We start from the raw sequence: 13,750 nt of genomic DNA on the forward strand, positions 1-13,750 counted from the left end.
GTTTTATGGATGTTTTTTTGCTATTTAATTTTGTTGAGACCTTTTTTTTTATACATTTACGCCGTAATGAGAATACAAAACAAGAAAATCATAGCCTCGATCTTATTTGTATTAATAAGTTTTGTATGTGCAGCGCAAGGTGGCGATCCGCCCCCACCTATGCCACCTCCACCTCCAGGGTTACCTATAGATGGCTTTACAACTATAGCCGTAATTTTAGGAGCGTTTTTTGGTATAAAAGCGACGCTTAAAAACTCTAAAGAAGAGCTATAGCCTAGCTTCATATAGCTTTTGTATATATTTCCCTAAAACATCAAACTCTAAATTAATTTTAGAACCAATTTTAAGGTGCTTAAAATTAGTATGCTCGTAAGTATATGGAATAATAGCAACGCTAAACGTTTTTTTTCCTGAATTAACGACAGTTAGACTTACGCCATTTACAGTTGCCGACCCTTTTTCTATAGTTACGTTTCCGAGGCTGTCATCATAGCTAAACGTAAAAAGCCAGCTGCCATTTTCTTCTTTAATGTCTTCGCAAATTCCAGTTTGGTCAACATGCCCTTGAACAATATGGCCATCTAACCTATCTCCCAGTTTCATGGCACGCTCAAGGTTAACGTCATCCCCAATTTGCAAATCGCCAATGTTAGTTTTGTCAATAGTTTCCTTTATAGCTGTTACTGTGTACTGTTGTTCAGAAATATGTACGACTGTAAGACAAATACCATTATGAGAAACGCTTTGGTCTATTTTTAATTCTGAAGTTATCTGACTTTGTATTGTCAAATGAAGATTATCATGCTCTCTTTTAAGATTGGTCACAACGCCAAGATCTTCGATAATTCCTGTAAACATAGTGTCGAATAATTGGTTAAATTTGCAATTGTAAAATTACGGACTATAGATAACATCTTAATGGAAAAAGCTAAAAAAATAAAACTTGGAATTTCAATTGGTGATCTTAATGGTATAGGATCTGAAATCATTATTAAAACCTTTGAAGACAACCGCATGTTAGAATTTTGCACACCTGTAATTTTCGCATCCATTAAAACAATGTCCTTTTTCAAAAGACATTTTAAAAGCGCAATAAATTTCCACGGCATTAATCATACAGATCAAATTGTTCATGGAAAAGTTAATGTGGTTAATGTATGGAAGGAAAATGCAAACATAAACTTTGGAGAAGAGGATGTTAAAATTGGAACATATTCTGTTAAGTCGCTCGAGGCAGCGACCGAAGCCTTGAAAAAAGAAGCTATTGATGTATTGGTTACAGCTCCAATTCATAAACACAATATCCAATCTGAACAATTTAAGTTTCCAGGACATACTAATTATCTCGCAGAAAAATTGGGAGGTAAAAGTTTAATGTTTATGGTTACAAACACGTTGAAAGTAGGATTACTTACAGATCATGTTCCGGTCAAAGACGTTCCTAATCATATTACGGCCGAGCTCATAAATGAAAAAATAGAAACAGTTTACAATTCCTTAAAACAAGATTTTAGAATTAATAAACCAAGGATTGCAGTATTAGGTATTAACCCTCATGCTGGAGATAATGGTGTCATTGGTAAAGAAGATGATACAATCTTACGACCGACCTTACTTGAGATTAAGGAAAAAGGGAAACTGGTTTATGGACCATATTCGGCAGATAGTTTCTTTGGTTCAGGAAATTATAAAAACTTTGATGCTATAATAGCGTCTTATCACGATCAAGGTTTAATCCCATTTAAAACAATAGCATTTGGTCATGGTGTAAACTACACCGCAGGATTGAATAGAGTTAGAACATCACCAGATCATGGAACAGCCTTTGAAATTGCAGGGAAAGGTGAAGCAGATAATGGTTCTTTTAAGGAAGCTGTGTTCACAGCCATTAAAGTTTTTAAGAACAGAGGAGAGTATTCTGAATACTCGAAAAACCCTTTAAAAAAGGCGCCAAAAAAGATATAAACATTTTTTGTTTATAACCAACGATTAATAAATTAAAATTTATATATTTGCAGGCTCAAAATGAATGCGATGATGAAGCCCTTAAAGGAATTTACGATACCATTTATTGGTCTCAAGGTTGGAAAGCACCATTTTGATTATCAGATTGATAAAAAGTTCTTTGAACATTTTGAGTATGATGATTTTAATGATGTTAACGTTAAAGCAGAGTTGTTGTTTGAAAAAAAGACAACCTTGTTGGAGTTACATTTTGAAATTTCTGGCATTGTAAACGTTAATTGTGATCTTACCAATGAACCCTATGACCAAAGTGTTGAAGGAACGTTTAAGTTGGTGGTCAAATTTGGTGACGATTACAATGATGAATTTGAAGATATATTAATTGTTCCTCATGGGGAATACGAAATTAATGTGGCACAATATATATATGAGTTAATCATATTATCAATGCCAGCAAAACGAATTCACCCAGGAGTTGAAGATGGCACCTTAGATTCTGAGATACTTAAAAAACTAGAAGAGCTAAGTCCAAAAGGCTTAGAAGAAAAAGAAGAAACATCAGAGGATATTGATCCTCGCTGGAATACATTAAAAAAACTATTAACGGATAAATAACATATAAAATGGCACATCCTAAAAGAAAGATTTCTAAAACAAGAAGAGATAAGAGAAGAACACATTATAAAGCATCTGTTCCTACTATAGCTACTTGTCCTACAACAGGAGAGGCTCACCTTTACCATAGAGCACATTGGCACGAAGGTAAGTTATATTACAGAGGTCAAGTTTTGATTGACAATTCTGAAAAAGAAGAAAACTTAGCATAAGTATTATGCACGCATATAATAAAACGCTCAGCAATGAGCGTTTTTTTTATGTTTAATTTCTCAAAGTCTTAAAAACGACTTATTTTGCGTCGTATTCGTTCAAAATTTAGTAAATTCATTAATGTTTTGCCTTTTTTTGACGATTTTTGCCTTTTTAGGACTGTTTTTTAAAAAATTAGTATGAGTAAAATCACAGCTGCAATTACAGGAGTAGGAGCTTATTTGCCTGAGTATAAGTTGACCAACCAAATTTTGGAAACTATGGTCGATACCAATGACGAATGGATTACTACACGGACAGGTATAAAAGAGCGTAGAATCCTTAAAGAAGATGGAAAGGGAACCTCTTTTTTAGCTATTAAAGCTGCTCAAGACCTTATCAATAAGAAAGGAATTGACCCCAAAGATATAGAATTAGTGATAGTTGCTACGGCAACTCCAGATATGAAAGCCGCTTCTACTGCTGCTTTTACTGCAACTAATATAGGAGCGACCAATGCTTTTTCTTTCGATTTAGAAGCGGCATGTTCTAGCTTTCTTTACGGAATGTCTGTAGCTTCACGTTATATAGAATCTGGAAAATATAAAAAAGTATTACTCATTGGAGCAGATAAAAATTCTTCAATGATTAACTATAAAGACCGAGCAACATGCATCATATTTGGAGATGGTGCGGGCGCAGTATTATTTGAACCAAATAATGAAGGGCTAGGTTTACAAGATGAACTTTTAAGAAGTAACGGAGAGGGACGAGAATTTCTTCATGCACAATATGGAGGATCGTCATACCCATCAACACCTGAAGCCATAGCTGAGGGAAAACATTTTGTATTTCAAGAAGGAAAAACAGTATTTAAGAACGCTGTCTTTAATATGGCAGATGTTACAGAGCGTATCTTAGAACGCAACAACTTAACCAATGACGACATCTCTTGGTTAGCGGCACATCAAGCGAATAAAAGAATTATTGAAGCCACGGCTAACCGCGTATCTTTGGATCCAGCGAAGGTAATGATGAATATTCATAAATATGGAAATACAACATCTGCTACATTACCATTGCTCTTGCACGATTACGAATCACAATTAAAAAAAGATGATATAATTATATTCGCAGCCTTTGGAGGCGGATTTACTTGGGGCTCTATTTATTTTAAATGGGCCTATAATTCCTAACCGACTTTTAACTAACTAATTAAAAAGACTAATAATTATGGATATTAAGGAAATTCAAAACTTAATCAAATTTGTAGCCAAATCTGGCGCTAGTGAGGTTAAATTAGAAATGGATGATGTAAAAATCACCATCAGAACTGGTTCAGATGACAAGGGAGACTCAACCACTTATGTTCAGCAAATTCCTGTAAGTCAACCTGTAGCTCAAGCTATGCCAGCAGCAGCTCCAGCACCTGCTCCAGCAGCACCAACAGAAGCAGCACCAACTTCAGACGACTCAAAATATATTACTATCAAATCGCCAATTATCGGTACATTTTATCGTAAGCCATCTCCAGACAAACCAGTGTTTGTTGAGGTAGGTAGTACAATAGGAGAAGGAGATGTATTATGTGTTATTGAAGCAATGAAGTTGTTCAACGAAATTGAATCAGAAGTATCAGGTAAAATTGTTAAGATTTTAGTAGACGATTCTTCTCCAGTAGAGTTTGATCAACCATTATTCTTGGTAGATCCATCATAACCGTTTAAAAATTCCAATTCACAGCGCATCGTATTGATGACCCAAAACCTAATATGTGGTTTTTTGGTACTTGGAATTTGAAATTTTTAATTCAAGAAGTTATGTTTAAAAAAATATTAATAGCCAATAGAGGAGAAATAGCACTACGTGTTATTAGAACCTGTAAAGAAATGGGTATCAAAACAGTAGCAGTGTATTCTACGGCAGACGCTGAAAGTTTACACGTGAAGTTTGCAGACGAAGCCGTTTGTATTGGTCCACCATCAAGTAGTGATTCTTACCTTAAAATATCAAATATTATAGCAGCAGCAGAAATTACAAATGCCGATGCTATACATCCTGGGTATGGATTTTTATCCGAAAACGCTAAGTTTTCAAAAATTTGTGAAGAACACGATATTAAATTTATTGGAGCATCTCCAGAAATGATCGATCGTATGGGAGACAAAGCCAATGCAAAAGCAACAATGCTAGAAGCAGGCGTACCATGTGTTCCAGGAAGTGAAGGCGTTATAGAAGATTTTGAAGAGTGTAAAAAATTAGCAGAAGAAACCGGTTATCCAGTAATGCTTAAAGCATCTGCTGGTGGTGGTGGAAAAGGAATGCGTGCTGTTTGGAAACCAGAAGATCTTCAGAATGCTTGGGAATCTGCACGAGCAGAATCTAAAGCGGCCTTTGGTAATGATGATATGTATATGGAAAAACTCATTGAAGAGCCAAGACATATCGAAATTCAAGTTGTTGGAGATTCAACAGGTCGTGCTTGTCATCTTTCTGAGAGAGACTGTTCTGTACAAAGACGTCACCAAAAATTAACAGAAGAAGTACCTTCTCCATTCATGACCAAAGCCTTACGTGATAAAATGGGAAAAGCTGCTGTAAAAGCCGCTGAATTTATCAAATATGAAGGCGCAGGAACAGTGGAGTTTCTTGTAGATAAGCATCGTAATTTTTACTTTATGGAAATGAATACGCGTATTCAAGTAGAGCATCCAATTACAGAACAAGTAATAGATTTCGATTTAATTCGTGAACAAATTCTTGTAGCTGCAGGTGTGCCTATTTCTGGTAAAAACTATACACCAAACTTACATTCAATAGAATGTCGTATCAATGCCGAAGATCCGTTTAACGATTTTAGACCATCACCTGGACGTATCACTACGCTGCATGCACCAGGAGGACATGGTGTTCGTTTAGATACTCATGTATATGCAGGATATGTGATTCCGCCAAATTACGATTCTATGATTGCGAAGTTAATTACTACCGCACAAACACGTGAGGAAGCTATCAATAAAATGAAGCGTGCTTTAGAAGAATTTGTTATCGAAGGTATCAAAACAACGATTCCGTTTCATAGACAACTTATGGAGCATCCAGATTATTTAGCTGGTAATTATACCACTAAATTTATGGAAGATTTCGTCATCGAACGAACTCCAGAAGATTAACAATTCAACTCCGAAATTTATATTTCGGAGTTTTTTTTCTCTTATTATAGTGTTCTTTTATCTCGAAGTGTCGAGACAAAAGGCAGGCTCTCGCAAGTCGCTCTCTACGAGGAGCTCCAACAGTTGCTCCATCCTTAACACAACCCGATATTTCTTGTTATATTTAAGAGAGCTAATAACCAGCTTTAATGTTTAAGACTAAAGAATCTATTTTTATATTTCTTCTGTTTTTATTGTTCTTTCCTACTTATGCCATAGTCAACAATACTATTTTGTTTTTGTTTGATTATACGTTTACTGGAGGTGAAGTCTCAAAACTGTTTAGCTATAATTATACAGGTAATCTACTTGGTTGTTTAGGAGTGGCGAAATATATAGAACTATCAAGTTCATTTAATTTTTTTCAAAAAAACGGCGTTCTAATGATTACATTTTTAGTTTCGGTTGTAACATTTTTAATGATTCTCAAAAGAAAGACATCAAAAAATTATCACATCAAATGGCTGTTGATTTTCGTGTTTTCATTATTTCTATTTACAGGCTTAGAGTTCTTATATCACTTTATTTTTTATACAACACAAGTGGATGTTGACTATATTAAGGTCGTTTTTTGGCTATTGGCATTCAGTATAATAGCCACTATTTTGGCGGCTGTTATGTTTATTAGATATTTCAGTAAGAAAGAAAAATTGCAAATTTTCCTGCTAGTTATACCAGCTTCGTTTTTAAGTGGTTATTTTTGGTATATGTATGTAGGACCAGCAGTTCTGCCAATTTAAATTCTATGAATCTATCCTATTGGGAAACAAAATCATGGCTCACTAATATCGATTATACAATCGTAGGAAGCGGTATTGTTGGGCTTAATTGTGCTCTAGAATTAAAGCAACGGTTTCCAAAAGCGAAAATTTTAATTGTAGAGCGCGGAACTTTACCTCAAGGCGCTAGTACTAAGAATGCAGGCTTTGCGTGCTTTGGAAGTTTAAGTGAAATCATAAGTGATCTTAAAACACATACAGAAGATGAAGTGTTCCATTTGGTAAAAAAACGAATTGATGGTTTGAGCTTACTAAGGCGTATCTTAGGAGATGAAACCATCAATTATCAAGAGTTAGGAGGCTATGAGTTGTTTTCGAAAGAAAGCAACCTATTAGACGAGTGCCAATCTAAAAAAGGAGCTATAAATACACTTTTAAAGCCACTATTTAATGCTAATGTATTTCGTTTTGAACCTAATCACTTCAAATTTAATAATTGTCATAACAGTTTAGGTTTTAATCAATTTGAAGGCCAAATCGATACAGGGAAAATGATGATGTGTTTAACACAGCTTGTATTAAAATCGGGAATAAACATACTTAACAATATTACTGTTGAGGATTTTTATGAAGAGTCAAGTATAGTGCATGTAAAAACGGATAGATTCGCGTTTAAGACTTCAAAACTGCTTATCGCTACAAATGGTTTTGCATCTAAATTAGGTATTTCCGAAGTAAAACCAGCGCGTGCTCAGGTACTTATAACAAAGCCAATTAGTAAACTTCACATCAAAGGCACGTTTCACTTAGACCAAGGATATTATTACTTTAGAAACATCGATAATCGTATCTTATTTGGAGGCGGAAGAAACCTTGATATGAAAGGCGAAGAAACCACCAATTTAGGTCAGACTCAACATATTCAGGATGCTTTGGAGACTTTATTAAAAACAACAATTTTACCTAATACTTCATTCGAAATTGATCAAAGATGGAGCGGTATTATGGGCGTTGGTCATCAAAAAAAACCAATCGTTCAACAACAAAGCAATAATGTGTATTGTGGTGTTCGATTAGGAGGAATGGGCGTGGCAATTGGAAGTTTGGTTGGGAAAGAATTAGCTAACTTATTGTAATGAGTATTAAAGAAGAACTTTATAATTTATGCCAAGCATTTATTGATGAACGCTTACAAACGATTCAAAAAACGATTAATGAAATTCAAGAATCGTTACGCTCTGAAACTAAAAGTTCTGCAGGAGATAAGCATGAAACAGGCCGAGCAATGCTACAACTAGAACGAGAAAAGGCAGGGCAACAGCTAGCTGAAATTCAAAAAATCAATCAACTCTTATTAAAAATAGACCCTTTAAAATGTTCAGAAATCATTGGTTTAGGAAGTCTTGTAATGACAACTCAAGCGAATTATTTTATAAGCGTTAGTGCAGGTGAACTGAAAGCTCAACAACAGTCATTTTATGCTATCTCAGCACATACACCCATTGCTCAGTTGCTATTAGGAAAAACCACTGGGAGCGATATTCAATTTAGAAATCAGGAATTTAAAATTATTGAAGTACTCTAATTTTTATCCCAATCAATTTCGGCTTATCTTTAAAGACATTGTTTTAGAAAAAGAAATTGAATACAATACCCTCAACATTTGATGTCATTGTGGTTGGTGGTGGATTAGCTGGTTTGTCTAGCGCAATTCACTTATCAAGACAACAACTTAACGTGCTAGTCATTGAGAAAAATAGTTATCCAAAACATAAGGTTTGTGGTGAATATATTTCTAATGAAGTATTACCTTATTTCAATTATTTGGGTATAGATGTTTTTGCACTTGGTGCTAAAAAAATTGACAAATTTCAATTATCTACAACTAAAAATAAACTTATTTCTACGAGTTTACCGTTAGGAGGCTTTGGTATTAGTCGTTTTTGTTTAGATCATGCTTTAGAACAAAAAGCAATAGATTCCGATGTTAGTTTAATACAAGATACTGTAGATGATGTTCGGTTTAATAATGAGCAATTCACTGTAGTTACAAAAAACCAAAAACAGCTTAAATCGAAGTTTGTGATTGGAGCCTATGGCAAACGATCCAACCTTGATGTAAAACTCAATAGGCAATTCATAAAAACTAAATCTCCTTATTTGGCTGTTAAAACCCATGTCAAAGGAAGTTTCCCAAACGATATGGTAGCGCTTCATAATTTTGAAGGCGGCTATTGTGGTGTTTCAAAGGTAGAGGGCGATAAGATTAACTTGTGTTATATAACAAATTTTGAATCCTTTAAGGCATTTAAGAACATTGAAGAATTTCAAGAGAAAGTTATTTTTAAAAACACCTACTTAAAACAAGTTTTTAAGACCACAATACCACTTTTTGAACAACCATTAACGATAAGTCAGATCTCTTTTGACCATAAGAAACCAATAGAGAATCATATCATTATGTGCGGAGATACAGCAACACTCATTCATCCGCTATGCGGCAATGGAATGAGTATGGCCATACGCAGTGCTCAAATAGCATCAACACTTATTGTTAAATTTTTTAATTCGGAAATCACCAGTAGAGATGCACTAGAAAAGCAGTATCTTAGAGAATGGAACACAACGTTTAAATCGCGATTAAAAGTTGGTCGAATAGTTGCTAATTTGTTTAATAGGCCTCATTTGTCGGAGTTTTTAATGAAAGGACTACAATGGTTTCCGGGTATTTTACCACAAATAATTAAACGAACACATGGTAAATTAATGCAGATTGAATGAGCATATTTGTTAGTACAAAATATAGAAGTGAAGCCAACGAGATTATGGACGATTTGGATTATAATGGGCCTATACTTCATGATGCGCTTGATAAGCTAGCAAAGATTAATAAATGGTTGGGCGGCAATAAGGTAACCCTTAGCGGACTTAAAAAAGCACTTAAAGAACATCCCAAAGAACAGCAGATTACTATTATTGATTTAGGCTGTGGAAGCGGAGATATGCTGAGGTTTGTTTCGCGTTTTGGAAAACAAAATGGGTATAATTTTCGATTATTGGGCATAGATGCAAATAGGCACACAGTAGATTATGCTAGAGCGTCATCAGTAGCTTATGAGAATATTGAATTTAAGGCTCTAGATATTTTTTCAGAAGAATTTAAACAACTAAACTACGATATGGTATTAACCACATTGTTTTTACACCATTTCAAAGAGGATGAGTTAATAGCGTTCTTAAGACCTGTTTTGGAGAAAGCAAAATGGGGTGTTGTAGTTAACGATTTACATAGACATAAATTAGCATATTACTTATTTAAACTATTATGTATAACAATCAAAAATAAAACGATAATTGAAGACGGTTTAACCTCGGTTTTGAGAGGGTTTAAAAAACGAGAGTTGGTGGCGATATCGCAGCGATTAAATGCCGATTATAAAATTCTATGGAAATGGGCGTTCCGTTTTCAATGGATATTAAAACAAAAATAATATGAGTGTAAGAATAACAGCAGTAGCCAAACAACTACCTAAGTACACTAGAGAGACTGAAGCTATTATTCCTTATTTAAAACTTTGGCTAACTGGTCAGGATGAACGTTTTCAGCGCAAGGTTGTAAAGTTGTTTGAAAACGCTGGAGTAGATAGAAGATACTCAATTATGGATGCCGAAGCGGTGTTTACCAAAACCTCTTTTGAAGAAAAAAATGACATTTATTCGCGTGAAGTTATTAGACTAGGTGAACAATCATTAATAAAAGCACTTGATAAAGCACATCTTAAACCAACAGATATAGATTATATTATAACCGTAAGTTGCACTGGAATTATGATTCCATCTTTAGATGCCTATTTAATCAATAAGCTCAATATGAAACAAGATATTGTTAGGCTTCCAGTGACAGAAATGGGATGCGCCGCTGGTGTTTCTGGAATCATTTACGCCAAGAATTTTTTAAAAGCAAATCCTAATAAACGTGCTGCAGTTATTGCTGTAGAATCGCCAACGGCAACATTTCAACTGGAAGATTATTCTATGGTAAATATTGTAAGTGCAGCCATTTTTGGAGATGGCGCGGCGAGTGTGATTCTGTCGTCATATGATAATGAAAAAGGCCCGACAATTAAGGATGAAGCGATGTATCATTTTTATGATGCCGAAACGATGATGGGTTTTAAATTGGTAAATACAGGATTGCAAATGATTCTAGATAAAGCAGTTCCTGAAACCATTGCCGCACATTTTCCAAAAATTGTACATCCTTTCTTAGAACGCAACGGAATAACAATAGAAGCTATTGATCATTTGATATTTCATCCTGGAGGAAAGAAGATTGTACAAACGGTTGAGGACTTATTTGGATCGCTTGGGAAAAATATTGATGACACCAAAGCAGTGCTTAAATTATATGGAAATATGAGCAGCGCAACTGTACTTTATGTGTTAGAGCGCTTTATGGATAAACAATTGCCTAAAGGTGATCGAGGTTTAATGTTAAGTTTTGGTCCTGGTTTTTCGGCACAACGCATTTTATTAGAATGGTAAAAGAATTTCAAGATAAAAATTATTGGGCCCTTATTTTAGGAGGTTCTAGTGGGTTGGGTTTGGCTACAGCTAAAAAACTCGCTAAACATGGGATGAACATTTGTATTGTTCATCGTAACCCAAGAAACCAAATGGATGCTATTGAAAACGAATTTCATAAAATTAAAGCAGAAGGCATTCAGTTTAAATCTTTTAATGTTGACGCTTTTAAAGCTGAAAATCGAAATAAGATCATTTCAGAATTAACAACAATTCTTGGAAAAGAAGGGCGAATTAGAACACTAGTTCATAGTGTTGCTAAAGGGAATTTAAAACCCATGATAGATGATGAAAAACCTACGTTAAAAAACGATGATTTTAATCTTACAATTAATGCTATGGCTATTAGTTTATATGATTGGACTACATCTGTTTTTGAAGCAAAACAGTTTTCAGAAGATGGAAGGATTATTAGTTTTACTAGCGAAGGAAATACTAAAGCTTGGAAAAACTATGCGGCTGTATCAGCAGCGAAAGTAGCTTTAGAAGCCATAACCAGAAATATTGCTTTAGAGTTTTCGCCTTATGGCATTAGAGCCAATTGCATTCAAGCTGGAGTAACTGATACAGTGTCATTAAGAATGATTCCTGGAAGTGAACAAATTAAAGCAAATAGCTTAAAAAGAAATCCGTTTAAACGATTAACGCAACCTGAAGATGTGGCGAATGCCGTATATCTTTTATGTAAAGATGAGGCCGCATGGATCAATGGTTGTGTGATTCCTGTAGATGGAGGTGAGCATATAAGTTAATTGATGAATTCTAAACAAATCATAGCATTATTGCCCTATCAAGACCCCTTTTTGTTTGTTGACGACTTGACTGAAATATCTTCTAAAGGGATTTCTGGGCATTATACGTTTAAAAAAGAAACCCATTTCTATAAAGGTCATTTTAAAAACAACCCTATAACTCCAGGTGTGATTCTCACCGAATGTATGGCCCAAATTGGTTTGGTGTGTTTAGGAATTTATATACTGAAAGATGAGTTTGTAGAAAATACCAATCCAAAAATTGCTTTGACTTCAAGTCAAGTCGATTTCTTTTTACCAGTATATCCAGGAGAAAAAGTGACAGTTGTATCAGAAAAAGAAGTCTTTAGATTTAATAAGTTAAAATGCAATGTAAAAATGTACAATGAGAAAGGTGATTTAATATGTCGAGGAAAAATCTCAGGAATGATTAAAGCATGAAAAACAGAGTTGTCATAACAGGATTAGGCGTTGTTGCACCAAATGGTGTTGGTCTTGAAGCGTTTTCAAAAGCTATAAAAAAGGGTGTTTCCGGAATTACGTTTCATCAACAATTAGCCGATTTAAAATTTTCATGCTGCATAGGAGGAATACCTCAAATTTCCGAAGAAAAAAAACTTGAATACCTTACGCCCTTGCAACTAAGAGGTTTTAATAGTTCTGGTATTTTATATGGATGCATTGCAGGAATCGATGCGTGGAAAGATGCTGGATTATCCATAGACAAAGACAGTGAATTAGATTTTGATAGCGGAACTATTTTTGGGACAGGAACATCTGGAGTTGAGAAATTTAGAGAAGCCATCTATAAACTTGATGATCATCTGGTTAAACGTTTAGGTAGTACTGTTGTGGTACAGACTATGGCAAGTGGTATTAGTGCATTTCTTGGTGGTATTTTAGGTTTTGGGAATCAAGTAACAACGAATTCTTCGGCATGCACAACAGGAACCGAAGCAATTCTCATGGGCTACGAACGCATCAAAAGTGGTCAAGCGAAACGGATGTTGGTTGGGAGCTGTAGTGATCATGGCCCATATATTTGGGGTGGATTTGATGCCATGCGCGTGATGACTTATAAGCACAATGATATGCCTAAAATGGGTTCAAGACCAATGAGTGCTAGTGCTTCTGGATTTGTACCTGGGTCTGGAGCAGGTGCTTTAGTTTTAGAGTCTTTGGAGAGTGCTTTACAAAGGAATGCCACCATTTATGCTGAGGTTTTAGGCGGACAGATTAATTCTGGAGGGCAAAGACGAGGAGGAACTATGACTGCCCCAAATGCTGAAGCCGTTCAACGATGTATAAAAGAAGCTGTTGCGAATGCTAATATTTTGGCTAGTGATATAGACACCATTAATGGTCATTTAACGGCAACTTCAAAAGATAGTTTAGAGATAGATAACTGGGTAAAAGCCCTAGGTAGAAATGGAAAAGATTTCCCCTATATCAATTCCTTAAAATCTATGGTTGGTCATTGTCTAGCTGCTGCAGGAAGCATTGAATCTGTAGCTACTGTATTGCAACTTAAAGAGCAATTTGTGTTTCCAAATATTAATTGCGAAGATGTCCATCCAAAAATCTCCGAGATGATTTCCGAAGATAAAATTGTAAAACAACACTTAAGAACAACCTTAAATATTGCCGCCAAAGCCAGTTTTGGTTTTGGCGATGTGAATGGTTGTATTATCTTTAAGAGATATAATTAAAC

Annotated in this window: 17 protein-coding genes; 15 read left to right on the forward strand and 2 right to left on the reverse strand. The window is 35.0% G+C overall.

Annotation, left to right across the window (positions count from 1 at the left end; genetic code table 11):
• Positions 1-56: 56 nt before the first annotated feature.
• Positions 57-284, reverse strand: a complete 228-nt coding sequence (locus tag Q0787_RS05215; RefSeq protein WP_298901198.1) for a hypothetical protein — start codon at positions 282-284, stop codon at positions 57-59.
• Positions 268-858, reverse strand: coding sequence for a riboflavin synthase (locus tag Q0787_RS05220; protein ID WP_298901199.1), 591 nt, complete (start codon positions 856-858; stop codon positions 268-270). Before Q0787_RS05220 ends, Q0787_RS05215 begins: the two co-directional genes overlap by 17 nt.
• Positions 859-918: 60 nt before the next feature.
• Between Q0787_RS05220 and pdxA the strand changes: the two genes are divergently transcribed.
• The 15 genes from pdxA to Q0787_RS05295 all read left to right on the forward strand — a co-directional run bounded on the left by pdxA (position 919) and on the right by Q0787_RS05295 (position 13,748).
• On the forward strand, positions 919-1,965 hold the full coding sequence (pdxA, locus tag Q0787_RS05225) for a 4-hydroxythreonine-4-phosphate dehydrogenase PdxA (protein WP_298901200.1): 1,047 nt from the start codon (positions 919-921) through the stop codon (positions 1,963-1,965).
• Between the two features lie 72 nt (positions 1,966-2,037).
• The gene (locus tag Q0787_RS05230) at positions 2,038-2,580 is read left to right on the forward strand and encodes a DUF177 domain-containing protein (protein ID WP_298901527.1); all 543 of its coding nucleotides are present in this window, start codon (positions 2,038-2,040) and stop codon (positions 2,578-2,580) included.
• An 8-nt stretch (positions 2,581-2,588) separates the two neighbouring features.
• On the forward strand, positions 2,589-2,792 hold the full coding sequence (gene rpmF / locus Q0787_RS05235; RefSeq protein WP_040279531.1) for a 50S ribosomal protein L32: 204 nt from the start codon (positions 2,589-2,591) through the stop codon (positions 2,790-2,792).
• A 180-nt stretch (positions 2,793-2,972) separates the two neighbouring features.
• Positions 2,973-3,968, forward strand: a complete 996-nt coding sequence (locus Q0787_RS05240) for a beta-ketoacyl-ACP synthase III (protein WP_298901201.1) — start codon at positions 2,973-2,975, stop codon at positions 3,966-3,968.
• 37 nt (positions 3,969-4,005) lie between these two features.
• The gene (gene accB, locus Q0787_RS05245) at positions 4,006-4,491 is read left to right on the forward strand and encodes an acetyl-CoA carboxylase biotin carboxyl carrier protein (protein WP_298901202.1); all 486 of its coding nucleotides are present in this window, start codon (positions 4,006-4,008) and stop codon (positions 4,489-4,491) included.
• Positions 4,492-4,592: 101 nt separating this feature from the next.
• Positions 4,593-5,945, forward strand: coding sequence for an acetyl-CoA carboxylase biotin carboxylase subunit (accC, locus tag Q0787_RS05250; RefSeq protein WP_298901203.1), 1,353 nt, complete (start codon positions 4,593-4,595; stop codon positions 5,943-5,945).
• Between the two features lie 188 nt (positions 5,946-6,133).
• A complete protein-coding gene (locus tag Q0787_RS05255; protein ID WP_298901204.1) occupies positions 6,134-6,724 on the forward strand; it encodes a hypothetical protein in 591 nt (196 codons plus the stop codon).
• A 5-nt stretch (positions 6,725-6,729) separates the two neighbouring features.
• Positions 6,730-7,839 carry an FAD-binding oxidoreductase gene (locus Q0787_RS05260; protein WP_298901205.1) on the forward strand — a complete coding sequence of 370 codons (1,110 nt, stop codon included), beginning with the start codon at positions 6,730-6,732 and terminating at the stop codon, positions 7,837-7,839.
• Positions 7,839-8,288 carry a 3-oxoacyl-ACP synthase gene (locus Q0787_RS05265; RefSeq protein WP_298901206.1) on the forward strand — a complete coding sequence of 150 codons (450 nt, stop codon included), beginning with the start codon at positions 7,839-7,841 and terminating at the stop codon, positions 8,286-8,288. Before Q0787_RS05260 ends, Q0787_RS05265 begins: the two co-directional genes overlap by 1 nt.
• 56 nt (positions 8,289-8,344) lie before the next feature.
• Entirely contained in the window at positions 8,345-9,484 is a 1,140-nt protein-coding gene (locus Q0787_RS05270) for an NAD(P)/FAD-dependent oxidoreductase (protein WP_366915879.1), read from the forward strand.
• Positions 9,481-10,194, forward strand: coding sequence for a methyltransferase domain-containing protein (locus Q0787_RS05275; protein ID WP_298901207.1), 714 nt, complete (start codon positions 9,481-9,483; stop codon positions 10,192-10,194). Before Q0787_RS05270 ends, Q0787_RS05275 begins: the two co-directional genes overlap by 4 nt.
• A 1-nt stretch (position 10,195) precedes the next feature.
• Positions 10,196-11,248 carry a type III polyketide synthase gene (locus tag Q0787_RS05280; protein ID WP_298901208.1) on the forward strand — a complete coding sequence of 351 codons (1,053 nt, stop codon included), beginning with the start codon at positions 10,196-10,198 and terminating at the stop codon, positions 11,246-11,248.
• Complete coding sequence (locus tag Q0787_RS05285) at positions 11,242-12,039, forward strand: SDR family oxidoreductase (protein ID WP_298901209.1); 798 nt, start codon at positions 11,242-11,244, stop codon at positions 12,037-12,039. The genes Q0787_RS05280 and Q0787_RS05285 overlap by 7 nt, the downstream gene beginning before the upstream one ends.
• Before the next feature lie 3 nt (positions 12,040-12,042).
• A complete protein-coding gene (locus Q0787_RS05290) occupies positions 12,043-12,480 on the forward strand; it encodes a hydroxymyristoyl-ACP dehydratase (protein ID WP_298901210.1) in 438 nt (145 codons plus the stop codon).
• Positions 12,477-13,748: a beta-ketoacyl synthase gene (locus tag Q0787_RS05295; RefSeq protein ID WP_298901211.1), complete on the forward strand. Its 1,272-nt coding sequence runs from the start codon at positions 12,477-12,479 to the stop codon at positions 13,746-13,748. Before Q0787_RS05290 ends, Q0787_RS05295 begins: the two co-directional genes overlap by 4 nt.
• Positions 13,749-13,750 lie beyond the last annotated feature (2 nt).

The organism is uncultured Psychroserpens sp. (assembly GCF_947492715.1).
GTDB lineage: Bacteria > Bacteroidota > Bacteroidia > Flavobacteriales > Flavobacteriaceae > Psychroserpens.

What these genes read in the sequence shown, in the direction of transcription:
- Q0787_RS05215 (WP_298901198.1), bottom strand. Translation starts at nt 284, where the DNA reads ATGAAGCTAGGCTATAGCTCTTCTTTAGAGTTTTTAAGCGTCGCTTTT.
- Q0787_RS05220 (WP_298901199.1), bottom strand. Translation starts at nt 858, where the DNA reads ATGTTTACAGGAATTATCGAAGATCTTGGCGTTGTGACCAATCTTAAA.
- pdxA (WP_298901200.1), top strand. Translation starts at nt 919, where the DNA reads ATGGAAAAAGCTAAAAAAATAAAACTTGGAATTTCAATTGGTGATCTT.
- Q0787_RS05230 (WP_298901527.1), top strand. Translation starts at nt 2,038, where the DNA reads ATGAAGCCCTTAAAGGAATTTACGATACCATTTATTGGTCTCAAGGTT.
- rpmF (WP_040279531.1), top strand. Translation starts at nt 2,589, where the DNA reads ATGGCACATCCTAAAAGAAAGATTTCTAAAACAAGAAGAGATAAGAGA.
- Q0787_RS05240 (WP_298901201.1), top strand. Translation starts at nt 2,973, where the DNA reads ATGAGTAAAATCACAGCTGCAATTACAGGAGTAGGAGCTTATTTGCCT.
- accB (WP_298901202.1), top strand. Translation starts at nt 4,006, where the DNA reads ATGGATATTAAGGAAATTCAAAACTTAATCAAATTTGTAGCCAAATCT.
- accC (WP_298901203.1), top strand. Translation starts at nt 4,593, where the DNA reads ATGTTTAAAAAAATATTAATAGCCAATAGAGGAGAAATAGCACTACGT.
- Q0787_RS05255 (WP_298901204.1), top strand. Translation starts at nt 6,134, where the DNA reads ATGTTTAAGACTAAAGAATCTATTTTTATATTTCTTCTGTTTTTATTG.
- Q0787_RS05260 (WP_298901205.1), top strand. Translation starts at nt 6,730, where the DNA reads ATGAATCTATCCTATTGGGAAACAAAATCATGGCTCACTAATATCGAT.
- Q0787_RS05265 (WP_298901206.1), top strand. Translation starts at nt 7,839, where the DNA reads ATGAGTATTAAAGAAGAACTTTATAATTTATGCCAAGCATTTATTGAT.
- Q0787_RS05275 (WP_298901207.1), top strand. Translation starts at nt 9,481, where the DNA reads ATGAGCATATTTGTTAGTACAAAATATAGAAGTGAAGCCAACGAGATT.
- Q0787_RS05280 (WP_298901208.1), top strand. Translation starts at nt 10,196, where the DNA reads ATGAGTGTAAGAATAACAGCAGTAGCCAAACAACTACCTAAGTACACT.
- Q0787_RS05285 (WP_298901209.1), top strand. Translation starts at nt 11,242, where the DNA reads ATGGTAAAAGAATTTCAAGATAAAAATTATTGGGCCCTTATTTTAGGA.
- Q0787_RS05290 (WP_298901210.1), top strand. Translation starts at nt 12,043, where the DNA reads ATGAATTCTAAACAAATCATAGCATTATTGCCCTATCAAGACCCCTTT.
- Q0787_RS05295 (WP_298901211.1), top strand. Translation starts at nt 12,477, where the DNA reads ATGAAAAACAGAGTTGTCATAACAGGATTAGGCGTTGTTGCACCAAAT.